The sequence below is a fragment of the Mesocryomonas lacus genome, assembly GCF_055730135.2.
The window spans coordinates 39329-63109 of the sequence record NZ_JBUZWE020000002.1 but is presented as its reverse complement, the minus strand read 5'-3'; the positions used below and the strand labels follow the sequence as shown (position 1 = coordinate 63109).

Sequence of the window (23781 nt, the reverse complement as noted above, 5' to 3'; positions counted from 1 at the left end):
GACCCATCTCCTGCGCCTTTTCGTCGCATTCTCCTTCTAGGTGCATTTCTGCCCCGGCCGCTGTCGGGGCAGAACGCATTTGGGAGGAATCGCATGCTTCACATCTCCAGGCTTTCCGGGACCGCCGTCGCGGGCCTTGCCGCCCTTGTTCTCTCGACGGTCTCGCCGCTGGCGGCCGAGATCCACGTGATGGCCTCCGGCGGGCTGACCGCCGCCTATAAGGAAGTCCTTCCGGCGTTCGAGAAGACCACGCAGCACGACGTCGAGAGCGCCTATGGCGCGTCGCAAGGCGGCGCCTCCGACTCCATCCCCAGCCGGCTGAAGCGCGGCGAGCCGGCCGACGTCGTCATCATGGCGTCCGGTGCGATGGACAAGTTGATCGAGGCGGGAGAGGTGGTGCCCGGCAGCCGCGTCGATCTCGCAAACTCCCTGATCGGCGTGTCCGTGCGCAAGGGTGAGCCGAAGCCCGACATCTCCTCGGCCGACGCCCTGAAGAAGACGCTGCTCGACGCCAAGTCGATCGCCTACTCCGCCAGCGCCAGCGGGACCTACCTGTCTGAAGAGCTGTTTCCGCGGCTCGGCGTGATGGACGCGATCAAGGACAAGGCGAAGCGGATCGAGAGCGAGCGCGTTGGGACGGTGGTCGCCCGCGGCGATGCCGAGCTCGGCTTCCAGCAGGTCTCCGAACTGCTGCCGATCGAGGGCTTGGACTTCGTCGGCGTGCTTTCGGACGACGTCCAGAAGGTCACGGTCTTCTCCGCCGGCCTCGTCGTCGGGTCGAAGGAGCCGGAGGCCGCCAAGGAACTGATCGACTTCCTCGCCTCCAAGACCGCCGCCCCGGCGATCGAGAAAAGCGGAATGACGCCCATCCTCCCCTGAACCGCCCGCCAGCTTCGCGCAGGCTTTCCGGCGCCAGTGTCGCCAAGGTCACGAAAAGGTCCCACCCCGCGTGCACGTCATGCGGGATGGGAGCCGGCGCGACGCCGACGGGGTGCAGGGCATGAGCAGGAAAACGCTGAACCGGGTCGTTGGGATCGCGACGCTTGCCGCGCTCGCGCTGGGCTGCCTTCCGGCCGCGGCGCAATCCGTACCGGCCAAGCAGCTGTTCGGCGCGGCGCAATTGCCGGCGGCAATGCCGACCGAGAGCCTTGGCTTCTACTCCAAGGGCTGCATTGCCGGCGCCGTGGCCCTGCCGGTGGACGGTCCGACCTGGCAGGAAATGCGCCTCTCGCGCAACCGCCGCTGGGGCCATCCGGCGATGATCGCCTTCCTCGAACAGTTCTCCAAGGACTCGGCCGCCAAGGGCATTTGGCCGGGCATTCTCGTCGGCGACATCTCGCAGCCGCGCGGCGGGCCCATGGCGTCGGGACACGCCTCGCACCAGATCGGCCTCGACGCCGACATCTGGTTCCAGCCGATGCCCTCGCCGCGCCTGACGGCCGCTGAACGCGAGGACTTTCCGTTCCGCTCGGTGCTGCGGAAAGGCACGTTCCAGGTCGACGACCGCGTCTGGAACAAAAGCTACGAGAACATCCTGAAGCTGGCCGCGGTGAACCCGAAGATCGAGCGGATCTTCGTCAACCCCGGGGTCAAGCGCAAGCTCTGCCAGACCGTCGGGGGCGACCGCTCCTGGCTGAGCAAGGTCCGGCCGATGTACGGGCATGATGAGCATTTCCACGTCCGCCTCACCTGCCAGGCGGGTTCGCCCGGTTGCGAGGCGCAGGACCGGCCGTCGAGCAATGATGGCTGCGGCGATCTCGACTACTGGTTCAATGTCGCCTTGAAGCCGCCGAAGCCGGGCTCGCCGCCGCCAAAGCCCCGCGCGCCGCTGATGATGTCGGCGATGCCCAAGGCCTGCCGCGTCGTCCTGAATGCCCCCGATGGTGCCGGCACCGCCTATGCCGGGACGACGCGCCCGGCCTTGACGCCATCGGCCTCCACCGCCTTGCCGGCTTCCGCCGCGGGCTTTGCCCGGACGCCGCCAATGAGCGTGCCGATCCCCTCGTCCCGGCCGCTGCAATAGGCCGAGCACCGGACAGGTTTTGGCTTGGAGGACCTGCCGGTCAGGCTTTGCTTTCGACGGTGAATGCGATAATCCGCGGGCTTACCAATCGATTTAAGGCAGGTGGTCCATGTCCCTGACGCTCGACAGCAGCCAGGCCCTGAAGTTTCCGATCCTGATCGGCGACATCGGCGGCACCAATGCCCGCTTCGCGCTCCTGGTGGACGCCTTCGCCGAGCCGAAGACCTTTCCGGTGGTGAAGACCGCCGACTTCGCGACGCTCGACGACGCGATCCAGGCGACCGTGCTCGACAAGACTTCGCTGCAGCCGAAATCGGCGGTGCTGGCGGTGGCCGGGCCGATCGACGGCAACGAGATTGCGCTCACCAACTGCGCCTGGGTCGTCCGGCCGCGCGGCATGCTCCAGACCCTCGGCCTGCATGAAATCATCGTCCTCAACGACTTCGAGGCGCAGGCGCTGGCGGTGTCATCCTTGCCCGAGCGTTCCCGCCAGAAGATCGGCGGCGGCACGCCGCACGAGGGCGCGAGCCGCGTCGTCGTCGGTCCCGGCACCGGCCTTGGCGTCGCTGGCCTCGTGCGGGCCCGCAAGATGTGGATCCCGGTCGCCGGCGAAGGCGGCCACATCGACATCGGCCCGCGCAGCGACCGCGACACCGCCATCTGGCCGCATCTCGAAACCATCGAGGGCCGGGTCTCGGCCGAACAGGTGCTGTGCGGCCGCGGGCTCGTCAACATCTACGACGCGCTGTGCAAGGTCGACGGCGTGGCGCCGGTCTATACCGATCCGGCGGAGATCACCGAGGCCGCCTCGAGCCGCCGCAACGACCAGTCGGGCGAGGCGGTCGAGCTCTTCGCCACCTATCTCGGGCGCGTCGCCGGAGACCTCGCGCTGGTCTTCATGGCGCGGGGCGGCGTCTACATCGGTGGCGGCATCTTCCAGCGAATCATCCCGATCCTGAAGCAGGAAAGCCTGCGCCAGGCCTTCGAGGACAAGGCGCCGCATTCAGCGCTGATGCGCGAGATCCCGCTCTACATCATCACCGAGCCGCTGGCGGCGCTGTCGGGTCTTGCGACCTTCGCGCGGACCCCGCGGTTCTTCGGCATCGAGACCACAGGCCGCCGCTGGACGGCCTGACCCCGGCTTCGCGCATAGGCAGGACGCGCCTGAGAGGCTATAGACCCCCGATCGAGTGTTCCGGACGGCATAGCCCAGCGTGAAAAAACCCAAGATCTCCCTGACCGACCACCGCGAGCGTGGCCTCGTGATCCGGCTGTTGAAGCGCGTGATCGCCGAGAACGGCCGCGACTATCTCGGCCAGTACGCCATCGCGGTCGGCTGCCTCGTCGTGGTGTCCGGCGCGACCGCCTTCCTCGCCTGGATCATGCGCGACGTCATCGACCAGATCTTCGTCGAGCAGAACCGCGCGCTGCTGTTTGCCTTGCCGATCGCCATCTTCCTCACCTTCCTGGTGCGCGGCGTCGCGACCTATTTCCAAGGCGTGATCCTGTCGCGGATCGGCAACAACATCGTCGCCCGCTACCAGCGGCGGCTGTTTCGCCACCTGACCGAGCTGTCCGTCGATTTCTTCGGCGAGAACCGCTCCGCGCATCTTGCCGCGCGCATCAACCAGAACGTCTCGGGCATCCGCGACACGCTGAACCTCACGGTCACCTCGATCGCGCGCGACCTCCTGACGCTGATCTTCCTGGTCGGGGTGATGATCTTCCAGGATCCGGTGCTCTCGGGCATCGCGCTGCTCGCCGGGCCGCCGGTGGCCTGGATGATCTCCAGCCTGTCGAAGAAGCTGCGGGTGGCGACGCGCCAGTCGATCGACCTGAACGCCCGCGTCCTCGCCTCGATGCAGGAGACGGCGCAGGGCATCACTGTGGTGAAGGCCTTCACCATGGAGGAGACGCTGCGCGCCCGCATCGAGACGCTGATCCTCGCCGCCGAAAGCCGGTCGAACCGCATCGCGGCGATCACCGAGCGGTCGGGTCCGGTGACCGAGACGGTCGCGGGCATCGCGGTGGCGGCGGTGATCGGCTATTCCGGCTACCGCGCCATCGAGCACGGCTACTCGCCCGGCTCGATGTTCGCCTTCATCACCGCGCTGCTGCTCGCCTACGATCCCGCCCGGCGCCTCGCCAAGCTGCAGGTGCAGCTCGAGCGGGCGCTGGTGAACGCCCAGATGATCTACGAGATTCTCGACCTGAAGCCCCGCCAGCCGGATGCCCCGGACGCAAAAGTGCTGACCGTCGACCGCGGCGAGATCGTCTTCGAGAACGTCGATTTCGGCTATTATCCGGAGGAACTGGTGCTGCGGAAGCTGAGCTTCCGTGCGCCCGCCGGCAAGACGACGGCGCTGATCGGCTCGTCCGGCGGCGGCAAGTCGACGGTGATCTCGCTCGTCCAGCGCTTCTACGACGTCGCCGAAGGCCGGATCCTGGTGGATGGCGAGGACATCCGCGACGTCACCAAGGCGTCGCTCCGCGGCAACATCGCCTATGTCTCGCAGCAGCCCTATCTGTTCGAGGGCACGATCCGCGACAACATCCGCTACGGCCGGCCCGACGCGACCGATGCGGAGATCGAGGCGGCAGCGAGCCTTGCGCAGGCGACCGAGTTCATCCTGACCCAGCCGAACGGCTTCGACACGCCGCTCGGCGAGAACGGCACGACGCTGTCGGGCGGCCAGCGCCAGCGCCTCTCGATCGCCCGCGCTCTGGTGCGCAATGCGCCGATCCTCCTGCTCGACGAGGCGACCTCGGCGCTCGACAACCGGTCGGAGACCCTGGTGCAGGCGGCGCTCGACACGGTGATGAAGGGCCGCACCACGCTCGTCGTCGCCCACCGGCTGTCGACCATCGTCGGCGCCGACCAGATTCTCGTCATCGATGGCGGTGAGGTCGTCGAACGCGGGACGCACAGCGAGCTGCTCGGCCGGCAGGACGGGCTCTATTCGAAATTCCACGGCCTTCAGCCGCGTGACCACCATGCCGCGGCGCTCGCCGCCTCGGTGACGCGCTGACCGCCTGATCTCAAGGGGAGCGTTCGATGGACGCGATGAAACTGGTCGTCGTCGGCGCCGCCGGGCGGATGGGACGCATGCTGGTGCTGACGATCGACGCCCTGCAAGGCGCCGTGCTGCACGCCGGGATCGAGCGCGATGGCTCGTCGGCACTCGGCACTGACGCCGGCCAGCTCGCCGGCCTCTCGCCGTCGGGGGTCATCATCACCAGCGACATCGCGCAAGCGCTCGCTGGCGCCGACGGGATCGTCGACTTCAGCACGCCCGCCACCTCGGTCGCCCTCGCCCGCCATGCGGCGGACGCCGGCATCGTCCACATCATCGGCACCACCGGCTGCTCGGCAGAAGATGACACCGCGATCGCCGAGGCGGCGCAAGGCGCGGTCATCGTCAAGTCGGGCAATATGAGTCTCGGGGTCAATCTTCTGGCCAGCATGGTCGAACTGGCCGCGCGCGCGCTGCCGGAAGAGGAATTCGACATCGAGATCCTCGAAATGCACCACCGCCACAAGGTGGATGCCCCCTCCGGCACCGCGCTTCTGCTGGGCCAGGCCGCCGCCACCGGCCGCCTGGTCGACCTCGGCGAAGCGTCGGTCCGTGTCCGCGACGGCCATACCGGCCCCCGTCCGGCCGGTGCGATCGGCTTTGCCACGCTGCGCGGCGGTTCGGTGGTCGGCGAGCACAGCGTGATCTTCGCCGGCGAAGGCGAGCGGATCGAGTTCGTCCACCGCGCCGAGGACCGCGCGATCTTCGCCCGCGGCGCGCTGCGAGCAGCGCTTTGGGCCCGCGGCAAGGCGCCAGGCCTCTATTCCATGCGCGACGTGCTCGGCCTCGGCACGGCCGGGCAAGACTGACCCTCGCCTTCCTCGATCGCCCCCCGGGGCGTCCCCATCCTGAGAGACCGGGTCGCCCCTTGCATCCGGAGCCGGCTATCCTGCCTGTCGCCAGGCACACCTGAACCTTGCGTTGCAGGACGGATGGGCGGCTGCGACTCTTCCCAAGCGACGCGGCTTGCGGCAAAACCACCTGAGGACCGCGATTCATGGTCCGACCCGTTACTCGCTTCTGCCGTGAGCGACGGGCCCTCGTCGATCCGGCTGGCTGGAGTGAAGCATGACCCGCACCCTCGTCCTCGTCCGCCACGGTCAGAGCGAATGGAATCTTCAGAACCTCTTCACCGGCTGGAAAGACCCCGACCTCACCGATAAGGGCGTCGAGGAGGCCCGCACCGCGGGACGCCGCCTGCGCAAATACGGGCTGCATGTCGGCACCGCCTTCACCAGCGAGCTGTTCCGCGCCCAGCGCACCCTCAGCCTGCTGCTCGAGGAACTCGGCCAGCCGCACATCCCGACCATCCGCGACATCGCCCTCAACGAGCGTGACTATGGCGAGCTCTCCGGCCTCAACAAGGACGATGCCCGCGCCAAGTGGGGCGAGGACCAGGTGCACATCTGGCGCCGCTCCTACGACATCGCCCCGCCCGGCGGCGAGAGCCTGAAGGATACCGGCGCCCGCGTCTGGCCCTATTACATCCACCACATTCTGCCGAAGGTGCTGTCGGGCGACAACGTCATCATCGCCGCACACGGCAACTCTTTGCGCGCGCTGGTGATGGCGCTGGAGGGCATGAGCCCCGCCGACATCGTTTCCGAGGAAATCGCCACCGGCATCCCGATCGTCTACCGGCTGAACGCCGATTCAACCGTCGCCGAAAAGGCCGTCCTCAGCGCCTGATCAGCGCAGCCGGTTCGCCCTCGTCCCGGACGGCGGCGTACCAGCGGCAGAGATCGGTGAGGAAGCAGGCCTCGCAGAGGGGCCGGCGTGCCTGGCAGACCGCCTTGCCGAACTGGATCAGCCAGAAATGGCCGTCCGCGCGGGCAAAGTCCGGAGCATCCCGGTCCAGCTGCCGCGCGGTCTCGTCGGCGGTCTTCGCCGCCGTCAGGCCGATGCGGTTGGCGACGCGGAAGACATGCGTGTCGACGGCGATGACGTCCTGCCCGAAACTGAAGCTCAAGACGATGTCGGCACATTTGCGCCCGACGCCCGGCAGCGCCATCAACCCTTCGCGGGTATCCGGCACGATGCGCCCGTGCTCGGCGATCAAGGTCCGGCAGAGCGCCAGAATGTTCTTCGTCTTCATGTTGTAGAGGCCGCAAGGCTTGATCGCCGCAGCGATCTCGCGCTCTGAAAGCTCGAGCATCGCCTCCGGCGTCCGTGCCAGCGCGAACAGCTGGTCGACGGCCAGTGCGGTGTTGGCGTCGCGGCTCTGGGCCGAGAGAATGCAGGAGACCACCGAGCGGAACGGATCCGGCTGGTCCTTCGGCCCCTTCGCCGTCGGCGTGCGTCCGGGCATGTGGGCTCTGAGGCGCCGGAAGGCCTCGGCCGCGTCCTCCGCATCCAGGCGTCCCGGTGCCGCCCCACGCGCGGCCGTCATGCCCGCGACAACAGGCCGGCCTCCCAGCCGAGCATCGCGCGCTTGCGGGCGATGCCCCAGTGATAGCCGGTGAGCGCGCCGGACTTGCCGACGACGCGGTGGCACGGCACCACGAAGGAGATCGGGTTTCGCCCGACCGCCGCCCCCACCGCGCGGGCCGCCTTCGGCATGCCGACGGCTTCGGCGACCGTCGAATAGGTCGTCGCCCGGCCGACCGGCACCGTCAGCAGCGCCTGCCAGACCCGGATCTCGAAATCCGTGCCAATGAGGACGATGCGCAGCGGCGTCGCCTCCTGCCATTCCGCCGGCCGGAAACTGCGGGCGGCGATCCCCGCGATTTTCGCATCGTCGCGGGTGAAGCCGGCCATCGGCCAGCGCCGCACCATGTCCTGAAAAGCCAAGGCGTCGCCCGCCTCGCCGCCCTCGGAAAAGCCGATGCCGGCGAGCCCCTTGTCGGTCGCGACCACCACGGCGCGGCCGAAAGGCGAGGCCGCAAAGCCGTAGACGAAGTCGATGCCCGCGCCCCGCGCCTTGTACAGGCCGGGCGACATCGCCTCGTGCTTGACGAAGAGATCGTGCAGCCGCGACGGCCCGGACAAGCCGACGTCGAAGGCGGCATCGAACAGCGAGGCGCCCTCGCCCAGCAGGCGCCGCGCATGGTCGATCGTCACCGCCTGCAGGAAGGCTTTCGGCGACAGGCCGGCCCAGCGCTGGAACAGCGCCTGCAGCGCCTCGGGCGGCAAATCGACGGCCTCCGCGATCTCGGCGAGCGAGGGCTGGGCGCGGTATTCGGTGGAGATGAACTCGATCGCCTGGCGGACGACGTCATAGTCGGAGCCCGACGACGGCGGGGCGACGGCATCGTCGAGCGGCGGGCGGCGCGCCGGAAGCGGCGTCGTGGCGAATAGCTGGGACATGGAAAAGCTCCTCTCGTCGCCGCGACAACAGCATCTGCACCCGAGGATCGCCACCCGATTTTCGGAAGCGCTGGTCAGTTGCTCGGCGCCTATCAAGCGCTCGGCGCTTATCAAGCGCTGCGCGCCTTCTGCAACGCGCGCCCGAAAGCGGTGGCGAAGCTTTCGCGGTCGTCGGGGTTGAGGAATCCTCCGATCTCCGTCGAGCGGCCTTGCCCGCTGACGGCCATGCGGGTGATGCCGATCTCGTCGTGGCGCGCGACCTGGAACCGCGCCCAGAACGGATTGAAATGGGCCTCCTGCACCACCCCGCGCGGCGAGACCTTGCGCACCAGAAGATCGGTGCGCGAGACGCGGACTTCCTCGCGCGCCTTGGCCGAGCGGTAGCTGGCCTTGAAGGCCAGCCAGACGAGCGCGACGTCGAGGCCGAAGAAGCCGACCACCGGCCAGGCGCCCTCGATGAGGAAGCCGAGGCTCGTGCCGATGCTGACGACGCCGAGAAACGCCATCAAAATCGTGAAGCCGCGCTTGCCGAGGGAGCGGTAGGGGACCAGCAATGCGCTGAAGATCGGCGCGTCGGCGCTGGTCTCGCTTGCGGTCGCGTCGTCCGGGGATGCGTTGTCAGCCATGGGTCATGCTCGCTATATCCGGACCATGCCAGAAAAACCGCCTCTCGCCAAACCGCCCCGGCCGCCCCGCGCCAGCGACATCTCGTCTCGCCCCGCTGCAGTGAAGACCGCACAGAAGCGGGCGCCCCGACTGCCCTATGCGAAGGCGGAGATTGCCGAGATGTTCCGCCGGTTCGAGATCCAGCGGCCTGAGCCAAAGCCCGAACTCGAATACCGCAACGCCTTCACCTTGCTCGTCGCCGTCGTGCTCTCGGCCCAGGCGACCGATGTCGGGGTCAACAAGGCGACCCGCGCTTTGTTCGATACCGCCGACAATCCTGGCGCCATGCTGGCGCTCGGCGAGGACAGGGTGCGCACCTTCATCCAGTCGATCGGCCTCTACAAGACCAAGGCGAAGAACGTCATCGGCCTCTGCCGCCGGCTGGTCGAGGAGCATGGCGGCGCGGTGCCGGTCGACCGCGCCGCGCTGGAGGCGCTCCCCGGCGTCGGCCGGAAGACCGCAAACGTCGTCCTCAACACCGCCTTCGGCGAGCACACGCTGGCGGTCGATACGCACATCTTCCGGCTGGGCAACCGGCTGCGCCTCGCGCCGGGCAAGACGGTGGAAGAGGTCGAACAGAATTTTCTCCGCATCATCCCGCCGCAGTACCTGCGCCACGCCCATCATTGGCTGATCCTGCACGGGCGCTACGTCTGCAAGGCGCGCAAGCCCGAATGCGCAATCTGCGTCATCGCCGATCTCTGCAAGGCGGCGGAGAAGACCTCGGAGGTGCCGGCGCTGCTGGTGCCGATCCCGCCACTCCTTCCCGCGCCGCCGGAGGATCTTGCGTCCAACATTACGCGCTGACGGCGCGTGCGCTTCCAGAATCTGGAGCGCGCTTTCTGAACGGGCCGGGTTCCCCGCTGCCGGATGCTTCAATGGCCAAGCCGAGCAGCATCGGCGACGCCCGAGGTGACGCGCGCGGGAACCCCGCCCTCCCGCGCGGAGACCCGCTGGTGGAGATGGACCATCATCGCGGCGGCAAAGAGCGGCGTCAGGAGATTGAGGAAAGGCACCGCCATGAAGCCGGCGATCAGCAGGCCCGCCGCGAACACCGTGCCGGCATGGCGACCCCGCAAGGCCTTCGCCTCGCCTTCGCCGCGGTAGCGCAAGGCCGCGAATTCGAAGTATTCCCGCCCGAGAAGATAGCCGTTCACCACGAAGAAGGCCGCAAGGTTCACGCCCGGAATAAGCAGCAGGAACAGGGCGAGGAGATTGCCGAGGATTACCACGCCGAAGAACTTCGTCGACATTACGAGGCCGGGCAGGAAGGCCATCGCCGTGCCGGGGGCGACCGCGGGATAGTCGTCGCGCTCCACCACTTCGGCGACGTCGTCGAGGAAGAGTGAGGCGATCAGCGCGGAGATCGGCCCGATCAGGAAGGCGAGGAGCACGGCAAGCATCAGCCCGGCAACCCAGCCCGCCGCCGTCGACATCTCGTCGATCCAGGCCGGCATGTCCGGCATCACCCGCGCGAGCATCGGCAGGATCGCCGACTGGAACAGCGCCTCGATGCCGAACCAGAGGGCGACCAGCACCACGACGGCCAAGCCGAGCGACTTCCAGAGCGCGGCGCGGAACGGCGCGGAGAAAAGGGCGCCGAGCGCTGCCATGGCCGAAGCGAAGATCATCAGACACTCCAGGAAGGTCCGGCGGGAACCGGTCTGCCTTGAGATAGGCGGAGCCGCGTGTGGCGGCAATGCCGCGTCCCTTGCCCGGCCGCGACACCCGGCGACCGGCCCCACCTGCGCGACGATCCAGCGACCGGTCTCGCAACGGCTTTGCAACCAAGCCGGCACCGCCACGTGCCGGCGTCTCGCCATGCCGTCCCATTCCCGCTAAGGCATGCGGCAACGAGATGAGGATCGCACCATGACCGAATACGACGTGCTGACGATCGGCAATGCCATCGTCGACATCATCGCCCAGAGCGACGACGCGTTTCTCGTCGCGCACGCCGTGCAGAAAGGCGGCATGACGCTGATCGACGCCACGCGGGCGGAGGCGCTCTACGGCGCGATGGGCCCGGCGGTGGAAACCTCCGGCGGCTCGGCGGCCAACACGGTGGCCGGCGTCGTCAGCCTCGGCGGCACCGGCGCCTACATCGGCAAGGTCTCGCGCGACGCGCTCGGCACCATCTTCACCCACGACATCCGCGCCCAGAAGGTGCGCTACGACACCGCGCCGCTCTCCGGCGAGCCCCCGACCGCGCGCTCGATGATCCTCGTCACGCCGGATGGCGAGCGTTCGATGTCGACCTTCCTCGGCGCCTGCGTCGAGCTCGGCCCCGACGACATCGATGAGGCGCTCGTCGCCGCGGCCAAGGTGACGTATTTCGAGGGCTATCTCTGGGATCCGCCGCGGGCCAAGGACGCGATCCGCAAGGCGGCCACGATCGCCCACGCCAATGGCCGCGAGGTGGCGATGACGCTGTCGGATGCCTTCTGCGTCCACCGCTACCGCGCCGAGTTTCTCGATCTGATGCGCTCGGGCACGGTCGATATCGTCTTTGCCAATGAAGGCGAGGCGCTGGCGCTCTACGAAACCGACGACTTCGCCCTGGCCTTGCAGCGGATCGGCGAAGATTCCAAGCGCTTGGCCGCGGTTACCCGCAGCGAGAAGGGCTGCGTGATCGTCGAGGGCGGCAAGACGACGGAGGTCGCGGCAGCGCCGCTGGCGCGGCTGCTCGACACCACTGGTGCCGGCGACCTCTTCGCCGCTGGCTTCCTGCGCGGCTACACCGCCGGACTGCAGCACCAGCAGAGCGCGATCCTCGGGACGATCGCCGCCAGCCACATCATCGAGCAGATCGGCCCCCGCCCGCAGCAGCAGTTGCAGCGCCTGCCGGCGGCCCGCGCGATCCTCGACACCATCGCCGCGGCATAAAGCCGGGATCACGATAGCGCCAGAACGCTTGGCATCGGTCGAGGCCGGACAGAGGTAGGAAGGACCAGCCCCTTTCAGGAGACCTCGATGACCCGGTTCCTTCTCCTCGCTTTCGGTGCCACCGCGCTGTCCGCTGTACCGGCCGTTGCCGTCGACCGTTCCGTCGACAGCGAGGCAGGGGCCCTGCGGGTGACCACGCTGGCTGAGGGCCTGAAGTCGCCCTGGGGCATGGAGTTTCTGCCCGGTGGCACGCTTCTCGTGACCGAGAAGGGCGGCACGCTGCGTCTTGTCTCCACAGAGGGAACCGTCAGCGAGCCGATCGACGGCTTGCCGGAGATCGATGCGGGCGGCCAAGGCGGGCTTCTCGATGTCGCGCTCGACCCGGATTTTTCCGAGAACCGCCTGGTCTATCTCAGCTATTCCGAAGCGGGCGATGGCGGCAACTCGACGGCGGCCGGCCGTGGCACGCTGTCTGCTGATGGCAGCAAGATCGAGAACTTCCAGAAGATCTTCACCCAGCTGCCGAAATACGAGGGCAGCAAGCATTTTGGCTCGCGCATCGTCTTCGGTCCCGAGGGCCATCTCTTTCTCGGCCTCGGCGAACGTTCCGACACGCCGATCCGCGAGGGGGCACAGAGGCTCGACAACCATCTCGGCAAGGTCGTGCGGATCAACCGCGACGGCACGGTGCCGAAAGACAACCCGTTCGTCGGCACCGAGGGCGCCTTGCCCGAAATCTGGTCCTATGGGCAACGCAACATCCAGGGCGGCGCCCGTCACCCCGAGACCGGGGCCATCTGGTTTTCCGAGCACGGCCCCAAGGGCGGCGACGAGGTGAACGTCGTGGAGCCGGGCCGGAACTACGGCTGGCCGGTCGTCTCCTACGGCGTCAACTATAACGGCACGCCCGTCGGCTCCGGCCAGGCGACCGGCGAAGGCTTCACCCCGCCCATCCACCAGTGGACGCCGGTGATCGGCGCGTCCGGCATGGAGTTCTACACCGCCGACACGGTTCCGGCGTGGAAAGGCAGCGCCTTCTTCGGCGGTCTCGCGAGCACCGACCTCGTCCGCCTTGGTCTCGACGGCACGAAGGTAACGGGCGAAGAGCGCCTTTTGAAGGAACTCGGCCTGCGCATTCGTGATGTTAAGCAAGGTCCGGACGGCGCGCTTTACGTACTGGCCGAGGACAGCGGCGAAATCCTGCGCATTGCGCCGGAGACCGCTGGCTAGGCGGGCCGCGGACCATGGCCTGGGATGTCGGCGGGAGGGTGACCCACCATCTCCACATCGGCGCCAAGCCATAGTCGGCGCCGATGTTCTCGCCGGCCGATCGATAAAAAGCTCTGTATTCGTAAGGCTTTCACCATTGTGGCAAGACGGCGGCAGCGCGATACGCTGCCTTAATCCTCGGAGGGCAGAAAGGGCGGGATCGCCCTTCAGGACTCCGGACCCATGCCCTCCCCGATCGATGCCGCCGTTGCGGATCTCAGCCCCTCCGACCTCCTCGGTGCCCTCAGCCACGCGCTCGACCTGACGGAGGGTCAGCCGGTAGGCCACTGCGTTCGCGCGACGTGGATCGGCATGAATGTCGGGCGCGAGATGGGTTTGTCGGAGGCCGAGCTCTGGGAGCTCTACTACGCCGTCATGCTGAAGGACCTCGGATGCTCGTCGAACGCGGCGCGCATCTGCGAACTCTATCTCGCCGACGATATCGGCTTCAAACGCGACTTCAAGACGGTCAGCGACAGCCTGCCAAAGGTCCTTGGCTTCGTCTTTTCGCATACGGGCCCGAATGCCGGTCTGACAGAAAGGCTCCGGACCATCCTGAGGATCATGAAGGGGGGCGGCGAGATCGCCAACCGCCTGATCGAGACCCGCTGCCAGCGCGGTGCCGAGATCGCGGCGCAGCTGCGCTTTCCCGACGCCGTGTGCCGGGCGATCCACTCGCTCGACGAACACTGGAACGGCGCGGGCCGTCCCGATCATCTGGCCGGCGATGCAATCCCGGTCTATGCGCGTATCGCCCTCCTCGCGCAGGTCGTCGACGTCTTCCACCGCTCCGACAGCCGCGCGGCGGCCATCGCCGAAGTCACGGGCCGCACCGGGACCTGGTTCGATCCCGCGGTGGCCGCCGCCTTTGCCCGGGTCTCCCTTTCGGAGGACTTCTGGGCCATGCTGGACGCGCCCGACGTCGATGCAGCGGTTCGCCGACTGGAACCGCGCCGGGCGGTGATCGTCGTCGACGAGGACTATCTCGACGACATCGCCCGCGCTTTCGCGCAGGTGATCGACGCCAAAAGCCCCTTCACGTCGGGGCATTCCGAGCGCGTCGCCGTCTATGCCGACATGATTGCCACCGAGATGGGCAAGCCTGCGGGCGAGCGGCGCTGGCTCAAGCGTGCGGCGCTTCTGCACGACATCGGCAAGCTCGGCGTCTCCAACGCGATCCTCGACAAGAAGGGCCCGCTCGACGAAGCCGAGTGGCGGTCGATGCGCGACCATGCCGCCATGTCCGAGAACATCCTGCAGCGGGTTCCCGCCTTCGCCGCCATGGCGCGGATCGGCGGCGCTCATCACGAGCGACTCGACGGCAAGGGTTATCCCCGCGGCCTCGCCGGCGCCGAGATCGATTTCGAGACCCGGATCGTCAGCGTCGCCGACGTCTTCGATGCCCTGACGGCCCATCGCCCCTACCGCGCGGCGATGACAATCGACGCCGCGCTCTCGCTGATGCGGCGCGACGTCGGCACCGCCTTCGATCCGGCCTGCTTCGCTTCGCTCGAACGCGCTCTCGCCGGCATCGAGAACGATCTGGCCCGCGCCGCCTAAACTGCGGGCAATCGCTGCCGCGCTCGTGGAAGCACTTCTGGCGATCCATGCGGTAAGGGCTGCCGCGCGGCCGTTCTTGATACATGCGACGTCGCTCCGGGCGCATAGGCGGGATGCACCGCCCCTCACGCTGCCGCCCTCAGCCGTTCGCCGGCAACGCGGTAGGAGATCGCCTCGGCCAGATGCACGCGGCGTACGGTATCGTCGCCCTCGAGATCGGCAAGCGTCCGGGCGACTTTCAGGATGCGGTGATAGGCGCGGGCCGAGAACTTCATCTGCTCGGCCGCATCGCGCAACAGGCGGGCACCCGGCTCGTCCGGCGCGGCGACGGTCTCGATAAGCGCGGCCGAACAGGTGGCGTTCACCGTGGCGGCGGCCATTCCCAGCCCCTCGTACCGCTCCCTCTGGATCAGGCGGGCGGCCTCGACGCGCGCCTTCACGGTCGCCGACGCTTCCGCCGCCACCGGGCGGATCAGATCGAAGGCGGTGACCGCAGGCACGTCGACCCGCAGGTCGATCCGGTCGAGCAGCGGCCCGGAGAGGCGCGCTTGGTAATCCGCCGCGCAGCGCGGGCCGCGGGCGCAGGAGTGCCCCGGCTCCCCCGCCATGCCGCAGCGGCACGGGTTCATCGCCGCGACCAGCTGGAAATGGGCGGGATAGGTGACGCGGTGGTTGGCCCGGGCGATGACGCTCTCGCCGCCCTCGAGCGGCTGGCGCAGCGAATCGAGCACCACCGGCGAGAACTCCGGCAACTCGTCGAGGAAGAGCACGCCACGGTGCGCCAGCGACACCTCGCCCGGCCGCGCCCGCAGCCCGCCGCCGACCATCGCGGCCATCGAGGCGGAATGATGCGGCGCGCGGAACGGCCGACGGTCCGACAGCTTGCCGCCGGCAAGCTCGCCGGCGATCGAGGCGATCATCGAGACTTCCAAGAGTTCCCGCGGCATCAGCGCCGGCAGGATCGACGGCAGGCGCTGCGCCAGCATCGACTTGCCAGAGCCCGGCGGCCCTATCATCAGGAGGTTGTGGCCACCGGCGGCGGCGATCTCCAGCGCTCGCTTGGCGACGATCTGGCCCTTGATCTCAGAGAGGTCGGCGAGATTGTCGGGCGCGGCGCGGATTGCCGGCGCCGGCCGCGACAGAACCTGGGTGCCGCGGAAATGGTTGGCGAGCTGGATCAGGCTGCGCGGGGCGATGATCGGCATGTCGGCGCTGGCCCAGGCCGCCTCCGAGCCGCAGGCCGCCGGGCAGATAAGCCCGAGGCCGAGGGCGTTCGCCCCCATCGCCGCCGGCAGTACGCCGGCGACCGAGGCGATCATGCCGTCGAGCGAGAGCTCGCCCAGCACCATGAACTCCGCCAGCGCATCGGAGGGGATCGCGCCGAGCGCCGCCATCAGCCCGAGCGCGATCGGCAGATCGTAGTGCGAGCCCTCCTTGGGAAGGTCCGCCGGCGCAAGATTGACGGTGACCTTCTTCGGCGGCATCGAGAGGCCGGAAGCGTGCAGCGCCGCCTGCACCCGCTCGCGGCTCTCGGCCACCGCCTTGTCCGCGAGCCCGACGATCTGGATGCCGACCTTGCCGGGCGCGATCATCACCTGCACGTCGATCGGGATGGCGTCGACGCCCTGGAATGCCACCGTCCTGACCCGAGAGACCATGCCGCGCCCCACCCGAAAGGCGCGCAGCGGGGTTGCACCCCGCTGCGATCACCACAACCGGACGCTAGCCGAGATCCCATATCGCGACAAGAACAGGCAGGGAACAAAGACGGTGGGCAGCCACCGAGATCCCGCGGCTCCTCAGTGGTACGCCAGTCGCCCTCCTTGATCCTGCACTCAGCTCCGGGAAGCGGAAACCTTCGTCTCGATCGCATCCCAGAGGAGGCTGGCGATATCCGCCCCGCCGAAACGCTTCACCTCCCGGATGCCGGTCGGCGAGGTGACGTTGATCTCGGTGAGGTAGTCGCCGATCACGTCGATGCCGACGAAGAGCAGGCCCCGCTCCTTCAGCGCCGGCCCGATCCGCGCGCAGATCTCGCGCTCGCGCTCGGTCAGCTCGGTCGCCTCCGCTCTTCCGCCGACATGCATGTTGGAGCGGGCATCGCTCTCCGACGGCACGCGGTTGATCGCGCCGGCGAACTCGCCGTCGACGAGGATAATGCGCTTGTCGCCCTTGCGCACGTCCTGGAGGTAGCGCTGGACGATGAACGGCTCGCGGAAGAGGAGGCCGAAGGTTTCGAGGAAGGAGGTGAGGTTGCGGTCTTCCTTGGTGATGTGGAAGACGCCGGCGCCGCCATTGCCGTAGAGCGGCTTCATGATGATCTCGCCGAACTCGGCGCGGAAGGCGGCGACCTCCAGCGGATCCTTGGTGATCAGCGTGTCCGGCATCAGGTCCGGGAACTCGGTGACGAAGATCTTCTCCGGCGCATTGCGCACCGAGGCGGGGTCGTTGACCACCAGCGTCTTCGGGTGCACCCGCTCGAGGATATGCGTCGAGGTGATGTAGGACATGTCGAAGGGCGGGTCCTGGCGCAGCAGCACCACGTCGGTGTCGGCCAAGTCGATGCGCTCGATCGGCCCGAGGGTGAAGTGGTTGCCCTCTTCCTCGCGCAGTTCCATCCGCTCGGCCCGCGCCGTCGCCCGCCCGTCGCGCATCGACAGGCGCTCGGGCGTGTAGTGATAGAGGCTATGGCCGCGCCGCTGCGCTTCCAAGGACAGCGCGAAAGTGCTGTCGCCCTTGATCGAGATCGACGAGACATGGTCCATCTGGACCGCGACGGTAAGGGCCATGGGGCACTCCTTCGGGCATGGTTCGCAGGGGAGGTAGCGGGGATGCGGCCCGCTGGCAATCGGGACGACGGTGAACGGTGCGCATCGAGTCCTGTTGCGAGCGGCTTCCGGCAGTGTCGGGCTGACCCTCACCGTCCCCGCCAGGCATCCTTCACGTGCACCGGCCAGCGCCGCGGCAGGACGGCGACGATGTCGAAGCGGAGGCTGAGGCGGGCGTGGTCGCGCTGGCGGGCGAGCCAGAGGTCGGCGGCGGCCTCGATGCGGCGCTGGGCGGCGGGGCCGACCGAGTCCATCGCGGCGTTCAGCGTCGCGCGCGCCTTCACCTCGACGATGGCCACGAGGTCGCCGCGGCGGGCGATCAGGTCGATCTCGCCGAGCGGGGTGCGGTGGCGGACGGCGAGGATGCGGAAACCCTTGAGCCGGAGCGCCCAGGCCGCCAGCCATTCGCCGCGATGGCCCTTGCGGAACCGCTGCCGCCGCTCGCCCTCGCCGGGCGACGCAGGCGCGGGCGACGGGCGGGCGGGCCGCGGTCCGGCAGGCGGGGCGGGCTTCATCCCGGCGTCTTCAGCTGCAAGGCGCGGGCGTAGAGGTCGCGGCGGGAAAGGCCGGTGAGGCGGGCCGCCTCCTGTGCCGCTTTCGCCGGCTTCATCTCCGCCATCAGCCCGGTGAGGATGGTGTCGGCGTCGGCCTCGCTCGCGGCCGCCTCCTCGGCCGGCGGGGCGATGCAGACGACGATCTCGCCGCGCACCCGCTCCATATCAGCGAAGTCGGCGGCGAGCTGCGACAGCGGCCCGCGGTAGATCGTCTCGAAGGTTTTCGTCAGCTCGCGGCAGACCGCCGCCTGGCGCCCTGCGCCGAAGACCTCGGCCATGTCCGCAAGGCTGTCGGCGATGCGGTGCGGCGCCTCGAAGAGGACGATCGTGCCGGGAATGCGCGTCAGCTCCTCCAGCCGCGACCGGCGCGCGCCTTGCTTCTGCGGCGGGAAGCCGGCGAAGAAGAAGGCGTCCGACGGCAGGCCCGAGGCGAGCAGCGCCGACAGCACGGCGGAGGCGCCGGGGATCGGGATCACCGGAATGCCGGCCTCAATCGCCTGGCCGACCAGCCGAAAGCCGGGATCGGAGACCAGCGGCGTGCCGGCATCGGAGACCAGCGCAACACTGAGCCCGGCCTGGAGGTCGGCGAGCAAGGCCGCGCCGGACTCCTCGGCATTGTGCTCGTGATAGGCGAACATCCGCCGCTTGATGCCGTAGCGGGACAAGAGCGTCGCCGTGACGCGCGTGTCCTCGCAGGCCAGCCGGTCGGCGCCGGCGATGATCTCCAGCGCCCGCAGCGTGATGTCGCCGAGATTGCCGATCGGCGTCGCCACGAGATAGAGGCCGGGCTCGGGCTTTCGGCCGGCGAAAGCCTGGTCGCGGATGCGGAAACCGGCCTCCGCCGTCTCTTCGGGGTCAATGCTCATCGCTGCAGCCTAGCAGAGATCGGCGACGACGGCGTCGAGCACAAGCATGCCCGCCGGCGTCGCGCGCAGCCGGTCGGGACCGAGCCGCTCGACCATGCCGTGGGCGCGCAGGTCGGCCTCGCTGACCGGGTCGATGTCGCGGCCGGTGAGCCGACGCCAGCGTTTCAGGTCGATGCCCTCGGTAAGGCGCAGGCCCATCAGCAGGAGCTCGTCCGCCTCCTCGCTGGGCGTCAGGAGGTCGTCGGTGACAACGCCCGAATCCCAGTCCTCGACCATCTTCAGCCAGGTCTCGGGATGACGCTCGGTTGCCACCGCATGGCGCCCACCCTCGCCCATCAGCCGACCGTGCGCGCCCGGGCCGACGCCGGCGTAGAGGCCGTAACGCCAATAGGTGAGGTTGTGCCGCGATTCGGCGCCGGGCACCGCGTGGTTGGAAATCTCGTAGGCCGGCAGGCCGCGCGCCGTGGTCAGCTGCTGGGTCGCCTCGTAGAGCGCGGCCGACAGCTCGCCGTCCGGCACCGGCAGCTTGCCGGCCTTGCGCAGCGCGTGGAAGGGCGTGCCTTCCTCGATCGTCAGCTGGTAGAGCGACAGATGGTCGGCGGCGAGGTCGATCGCCTCGGTCAGCTCCGCTTCCCAGCCCTCGACCGTCTGGCCGGGTCGGGCGTAGATGAGATCGAAGGACAGCCGCGGAAAAATCTCGCGGGCAAGGCCGATCGCCCCCTTGGCCTGGTCGACATTGTGCAGCCGGCCCAAAAACTTCAGGTCGCGGTCGTTCAGCGCCTGGACGCCGAGCGAGACGCGGTTGACCCCGGCCGCACGGTAGCCGCGGAACCGCTCGGCCTCGACGCTCGACGGGTTGGCCTCGATGGTGATCTCGGCGTTCGCATCGACCGGCCAGGCTTTCGCGATGGCCTCGAGGATCGCGCCGACGGTCTGCGGGCGCATCAGCGAGGGGGTGCCGCCGCCGAGGAAGATCGAGGTGACGCGCTCACCGGGCGAGCGCTTCGCCATCTCGGCGATCTCGCGGACGAAGGCGGCGGTATAGCGCTCCTGGTCGATCGCCTGGTGGCGGACATGGCTGTTGAAGTCGCAATAGGGGCATTTGGCGGCGCAGAACGGCCAGTGCACGTAGACGCCGAAGCCCGGCTCCCGCGCCACCGGCGGAAACGTCCGGACGTTTCCTGTCGCCAGCCATTCGGTCATGCGGGCTCACTTCCCGCGGCGCGGGCAGGCCGCGTGCCTTCCGGAAACGCCTCGGCGACGAGCTTCTGCACCGAGCGCGCGCGGTGCGAGAGCGGGCCAGGTGCCGTCCAGATCGAGCCGTGCTTCTCCTCGGCACTCATCTCGCCGAAAGTCTTCGTGCCGCCGTCCGGCATGAAGACGGGATCATAGCCATAGGCGATCTCGCCGCGGCGGCCGGGCCAGACGAGGGTCCCCTCGCACTCGCCGAGATACTCCTGGGTGTGACCGTCCGGCCAGGCGAGGCAGAGCAGCGAGACGAACTTCGCCCGCCGTTGCGCCGGCTCCAGCGCGCCGTTCTGCTGCAGCTTCTCCTCGACGAGGCGCATCGCCATGTCCCAGTCGCGGTCCGGGCCGGACCAGTCGGCGGTGTAGACGCCCGGCGCGCCGTCCAGCGCCTCGACGCAAAGGCCGGAATCATCGGCCAGCGCCACCTCGCCGGCTGATGTTGCCGAGGCGATTGCCTTGATCCGGGCGTTCTCGACGAAGGTCGTGCCGGTCTCGTCCGGCTCGGACAGGCCGAGTTCGCCGGCCGTCACCAGCTCGATCGAAAGGCCGCCGAGCAGGAAGTCGAGCTCGCGGATCTTGCCCTTGTTGTGGCTGGCGACGAGCAGGCGCCTGCCGTCGATCCTGCGCATCCCCGTGCTCATCGCCGCCTCCCTTACGCGATCGCCTGGCGCTGCAGCTCGACGAGCGTCGCGATGCCGGACTTGGCGAGGCCGAGGAGGCTCGCCAGCTCAGCCTCGCTGAACGGCTCCTTTTCGGCCGTGCCCTGGATCTCGACGATGCCGCCGCGGCCGGTCATGACGAAGTTGGCGTCGGTGTCGGCGGCCGAATCCTCCAGATAGTCGAGGTCGAGCACCGGCTCGCCCTTGTAGATGCCGCAGGAGATCGCCGCGATGTGGTCCTTGAGGACCTTGGAGCGCTCGACCATGCCGCGGCCCTCCATCCATGCGAGGCAGTCGTTCAGCGCGACGAAGGCGCCGGTGATGCCGGCGGTGCGGGTGCCGCCATCGGCCTGGATGACGTCGCAGTCGATGGTGATCTGCCGCTCGCCGAGCGCGCCGAGGTCGACGATGGCGCGCATCGAGCGGCCGATCAGGCGCTGGATTTCCTGGGTGCGGCCCGACTGCTTGCCCGAGGCCGCCTCGCGCCGCATCCGGTCGCCGGTGGCGCGCGGCAGCATGCCGTATTCGGCGGTGACCCAGCCCTTGCCGGAATTCTTCAGGAAGGGTGGCACTCGCTCCTCGAGGCTGGCGGTGCAGAGCACATGGGTGTTGCCGAACTTGACGAGGCAGGAGCCCTCCGCATGAAGGGAAACGCCGCGTTCGAGCGAGACGGCGCGCAACTGGTCATTGGCGCGTTTGGAAGGCCGCATGGTGATATCCTGTCATGGAATGTGTCGCAGAGCGCCGCAGCGCGGCTGGCGTTAACCGGCTTTTAACCGGCGAGGGGTCGGGGCGCAAAATAATTCCGGCGGACGGCCCCGCGATCCCCGACCATCGCCGCTCCGACGATGGCCCTTGCCCCAGCGTGCGACCTCGACAGGGCAGCGCCGGCTTTCGGCGAAGCTCGGGCGCACGGGGCGCTTGGCCCTTATGCGTCATGGCCTTATAGTCTGCCACCTATGCAGAGAGAACGCGTGATGAACGACTTCAGACAGCCGGCGCCGGAATTTCCCGGCATGCTCGACGAGCGCTCGCGCGACATCTTCAAGCTGCTGGTCGAATCCTATCTCGACATCGGCGAGCCGGTCGGCTCGCGCGTCCTTTCAAAGCTTCTGACCACCTCGCTGTCGCCAGCCTCGGTGCGCAACGTGATGAGCGACCTGGAAGCGCTCGGGCTGATCTATTCGCCGCACATCTCGGCCGGCCGGATGCCGACCGAGCTCGGCCTGCGCTTCTTCGTCGACGCCTTCCTCGAGGTCGGCGACCTGCCGCAGCGCGAGCGCGAGGCGATCGAGGCGAAGGTGCAGGCGACCGGCGACCTCCGGCCGATGGGAACCTTGCTGACGGAGGCGAGCCAGCTGCTCTCCGGCCTGTCGCGCGGCGCCGGGCTGGTGCTGACGGCGAAGTCCGACCTCCGGCTGAAGCACATCGAGTTCATTCGCCTGGAGGCGACGAAGGCCTTGGCCGTGCTGGTCGGCGAGAATGGCGACGTCGAGAACCGGGTCGTGGATCTGCCCTCCGGCGTCACCGCCGCGCAGATCGTCGAGGCCTCGAACTTCCTCAACGCCCATATCGTCGGCCGAACCCTCAGCGAGGCGCGCGAGCGCGTGCAGACGCTGAAGGACGAGACTTCGACGGCGCTCGACCTCCTCAGCCAGGGGCTGGTCGAGGAAGGTCTCGCCGTCTGGTCGGGCGCGGCGATCGGCCAGCCGGCGCGGCTGATCGTGCGCGGCCGCGCCAACCTTCTCGAAAACGTCACGGCGTCCGAGGATCTCGAGCGGCTGCGCATGCTGTTCGACGACCTCGAGAGCAAGAGCGGCATCATCGAGCTGCTCGATTTGGCTGAGACCGGCAATGGCGTGCGGATCTTCATCGGCTCGGAGAACAAGCTGTTCTCGCTGTCGGGCTCTTCGCTCGTGGTCGCGCCCTACAGCGACGGCGACCAGAAGGTGATCGGCGCGGTCGGCGTCATCGGCCCGACGCGGCTCAACTATCGCCGCATCGTGCCGATGGTCGACTACACCGCGCGGCTCGTTTCGCGCCTTCTGACGCAAGGCACCGTCGGCCGGCGATCTTGATTTTCACGGCCCGGCATTCGATATGCGGGCGACATCGACATTCACGCACCGGTGACCGGCGGGCTTCGGCCCGGTTCGACCGGCGCGCCGGCGGATTGAAAGAGGAATGATGAGCGACACCGACAAGCGCGACGCCGAGATCGACGAGGCCCTGGAGAACGAGGCCGAGGCCTCTCCGTTCACCCGCGGGGACTATTCCGACGCCGACGCTGAGGCCTTCATCGCCAGTGCCGCCGCCGAGCGGATTGCCGATCTCGAGGCCGAGTCTGCCGAGGTCAAGGACCGCATGATGCGGCTCGCCGCCGACATGGAGAACCTGCGCCGGCGGACCGAGCGCGAGGTAAAGGACGCGCGCACCTATGCCGTGACCAACTTCGCCCGTGAAATGCTGTCGGTGATGGACAATCTGCGCCGCACCGTCGCGGCCGTGCCCGCCGATGCCCGCGAGAACGGCGATGCCGGCCTTGCCGCTCTGATCGACGGCGTCGAGTTGACCGAGCGCGGCATGCTGGCGACGCTCGAGAAGTTCGGCGTGAAGAAGCTGGAGCCCGAGGGCCAGCGCTTCGACCCGAACTTCCATCAGGCGATGTTCGAGGTCCCGAACACCGAGGTCAATAACAACACCGTCGTCCAGGTCGTCCAGGATGGCTACGCCATCGGCGACCGCGTGCTGCGCCCGGCCATGGTCGGCGTCTCCAAGGGCGGCCCGAAGGTGGCGGCCGAGCCGAAACCGGCGGAAACTGAGGGCGGCGAGGGCTGATCGG

At 68.4% G+C, this 23781-nt stretch carries 23 protein-coding genes; 12 read left to right on the top strand and 11 right to left on the bottom strand.

The annotated features are described in order from the left end of the window. The first annotated feature begins 93 nt into the window (after positions 1–93). The 6 genes from modA to ACZLZY_RS03195 all read left to right on the top strand — a co-directional run bounded on the left by modA (position 94) and on the right by ACZLZY_RS03195 (position 6786). Positions 94–879 carry a molybdate ABC transporter substrate-binding protein gene (gene modA / locus ACZLZY_RS03220; protein ID WP_472932007.1) on the top strand — a complete coding sequence of 262 codons (786 nt, stop codon included), beginning with the start codon at positions 94–96 and terminating at the stop codon, positions 877–879. A gap of 121 nt (positions 880–1000) precedes the next feature. Next, complete coding sequence (gene mepA / locus ACZLZY_RS03215) at positions 1001–2023, top strand: penicillin-insensitive murein endopeptidase (RefSeq protein ID WP_472932006.1); 1023 nt, start codon at positions 1001–1003, stop codon at positions 2021–2023. Between the two features lie 109 nt (positions 2024–2132). Next, a complete protein-coding gene (locus ACZLZY_RS03210; RefSeq protein WP_472932005.1) occupies positions 2133–3158 on the top strand; it encodes a glucokinase in 1026 nt (341 codons plus the stop codon). A gap of 94 nt (positions 3159–3252) precedes the next feature. Continuing rightward, positions 3253–5052: an ABC transporter ATP-binding protein gene (locus tag ACZLZY_RS03205; protein WP_472932379.1), complete on the top strand. Its 1800-nt coding sequence runs from the start codon at positions 3253–3255 to the stop codon at positions 5050–5052. A gap of 26 nt (positions 5053–5078) precedes the next feature. Continuing rightward, on the top strand, positions 5079–5906 hold the full coding sequence (gene dapB, locus ACZLZY_RS03200; RefSeq protein WP_472932004.1) for a 4-hydroxy-tetrahydrodipicolinate reductase: 828 nt from the start codon (positions 5079–5081) through the stop codon (positions 5904–5906). A 259-nt stretch (positions 5907–6165) separates the two neighbouring features. Next, on the top strand, positions 6166–6786 hold the full coding sequence (locus ACZLZY_RS03195) for a 2,3-bisphosphoglycerate-dependent phosphoglycerate mutase (RefSeq protein ID WP_472932003.1): 621 nt from the start codon (positions 6166–6168) through the stop codon (positions 6784–6786). Here ACZLZY_RS03195 and ACZLZY_RS03190 read toward each other — a convergent pair. The 3 genes from ACZLZY_RS03190 to ACZLZY_RS03180 form a co-directional block, all read right to left on the bottom strand. Beyond that, entirely contained in the window at positions 6776–7405 is a 630-nt protein-coding gene (locus ACZLZY_RS03190) for an endonuclease III domain-containing protein (RefSeq protein ID WP_472932002.1), read from the bottom strand. The two genes, ACZLZY_RS03195 and ACZLZY_RS03190, sit on opposite strands and share 11 nt — an antisense overlap. A 77-nt stretch (positions 7406–7482) precedes the next feature. Continuing rightward, complete coding sequence (locus ACZLZY_RS03185) at positions 7483–8403, bottom strand: methylated-DNA--[protein]-cysteine S-methyltransferase (RefSeq protein WP_472932001.1); 921 nt, start codon at positions 8401–8403, stop codon at positions 7483–7485. Between the two features lie 110 nt (positions 8404–8513). Continuing rightward, positions 8514–9029, bottom strand: a complete 516-nt coding sequence (locus tag ACZLZY_RS03180) for a DUF2244 domain-containing protein (protein ID WP_472932000.1) — start codon at positions 9027–9029, stop codon at positions 8514–8516. Between the two features lie 25 nt (positions 9030–9054). On the opposite strand from ACZLZY_RS03180, the gene nth reads away from it, so the two are divergent. Beyond that, on the top strand, positions 9055–9876 hold the full coding sequence (gene nth, locus ACZLZY_RS03175; RefSeq protein WP_472932378.1) for an endonuclease III: 822 nt from the start codon (positions 9055–9057) through the stop codon (positions 9874–9876). Positions 9877–9944: 68 nt separating this feature from the next. Here the strand turns inward: nth and ACZLZY_RS03170 are convergent, their stop codons facing one another. Further along, positions 9945–10700 carry a sulfate transporter family protein gene (locus ACZLZY_RS03170; protein ID WP_472931999.1) on the bottom strand — a complete coding sequence of 252 codons (756 nt, stop codon included), beginning with the start codon at positions 10698–10700 and terminating at the stop codon, positions 9945–9947. Positions 10701–10941: 241 nt separating this feature from the next. On the opposite strand from ACZLZY_RS03170, the gene ACZLZY_RS03165 reads away from it, so the two are divergent. The 3 genes from ACZLZY_RS03165 (at position 10942) to ACZLZY_RS03155 (ending at position 14784) form a co-directional block, all read left to right on the top strand. Continuing rightward, complete coding sequence (locus tag ACZLZY_RS03165; RefSeq protein ID WP_472931998.1) at positions 10942–11955, top strand: adenosine kinase; 1014 nt, start codon at positions 10942–10944, stop codon at positions 11953–11955. Between the two features lie 87 nt (positions 11956–12042). Next, positions 12043–13185, top strand: coding sequence for a PQQ-dependent sugar dehydrogenase (locus ACZLZY_RS03160; RefSeq protein WP_472931997.1), 1143 nt, complete (start codon positions 12043–12045; stop codon positions 13183–13185). A 222-nt stretch (positions 13186–13407) separates the two neighbouring features. Then, on the top strand, positions 13408–14784 hold the full coding sequence (locus ACZLZY_RS03155) for an HD-GYP domain-containing protein (RefSeq protein WP_472931996.1): 1377 nt from the start codon (positions 13408–13410) through the stop codon (positions 14782–14784). A gap of 125 nt (positions 14785–14909) precedes the next feature. On the opposite strand, the gene ACZLZY_RS03150 is transcribed toward ACZLZY_RS03155, so the two are convergent. The 7 genes from ACZLZY_RS03150 to rph all read right to left on the bottom strand — a co-directional run bounded on the left by ACZLZY_RS03150 (position 14910) and on the right by rph (position 21649). Next, a complete protein-coding gene (locus tag ACZLZY_RS03150) occupies positions 14910–16442 on the bottom strand; it encodes a YifB family Mg chelatase-like AAA ATPase (RefSeq protein WP_472931995.1) in 1533 nt (510 codons plus the stop codon). A gap of 177 nt (positions 16443–16619) precedes the next feature. Next, positions 16620–17573, bottom strand: a complete 954-nt coding sequence (gene gshB, locus ACZLZY_RS03145; RefSeq protein ID WP_472931994.1) for a glutathione synthase — start codon at positions 17571–17573, stop codon at positions 16620–16622. Between the two features lie 128 nt (positions 17574–17701). Then, a complete protein-coding gene (locus ACZLZY_RS03140; protein ID WP_472931993.1) occupies positions 17702–18127 on the bottom strand; it encodes a YraN family protein in 426 nt (141 codons plus the stop codon). After that, positions 18124–19032, bottom strand: coding sequence for a 16S rRNA (cytidine(1402)-2'-O)-methyltransferase (rsmI, locus tag ACZLZY_RS03135; protein WP_472931992.1), 909 nt, complete (start codon positions 19030–19032; stop codon positions 18124–18126). The genes ACZLZY_RS03140 and rsmI overlap by 4 nt, the downstream gene beginning before the upstream one ends. Before the next feature lie 9 nt (positions 19033–19041). Further along, positions 19042–20235 (bottom strand): radical SAM family heme chaperone HemW, encoded by a 1194-nt coding sequence (gene hemW, locus ACZLZY_RS03130; RefSeq protein WP_472931991.1) that lies wholly within the window; start codon positions 20233–20235, stop codon positions 19042–19044. After that, a complete protein-coding gene (locus ACZLZY_RS03125) occupies positions 20232–20909 on the bottom strand; it encodes a non-canonical purine NTP pyrophosphatase (RefSeq protein WP_472932377.1) in 678 nt (225 codons plus the stop codon). The genes hemW and ACZLZY_RS03125 overlap by 4 nt, the downstream gene beginning before the upstream one ends. A 23-nt stretch (positions 20910–20932) precedes the next feature. Beyond that, positions 20933–21649: a ribonuclease PH gene (gene rph / locus ACZLZY_RS03120; RefSeq protein WP_472931990.1), complete on the bottom strand. Its 717-nt coding sequence runs from the start codon at positions 21647–21649 to the stop codon at positions 20933–20935. A 267-nt stretch (positions 21650–21916) separates the two neighbouring features. Here rph and hrcA point away from each other — a divergent pair, with 267 nt between their 5' ends. After that, complete coding sequence (gene hrcA, locus ACZLZY_RS03115; RefSeq protein ID WP_472931989.1) at positions 21917–23017, top strand: heat-inducible transcriptional repressor HrcA; 1101 nt, start codon at positions 21917–21919, stop codon at positions 23015–23017. A gap of 106 nt (positions 23018–23123) precedes the next feature. After that, positions 23124–23777, top strand: a complete 654-nt coding sequence (gene grpE, locus ACZLZY_RS03110; protein ID WP_472931988.1) for a nucleotide exchange factor GrpE — start codon at positions 23124–23126, stop codon at positions 23775–23777. Positions 23778–23781 lie beyond the last annotated feature (4 nt).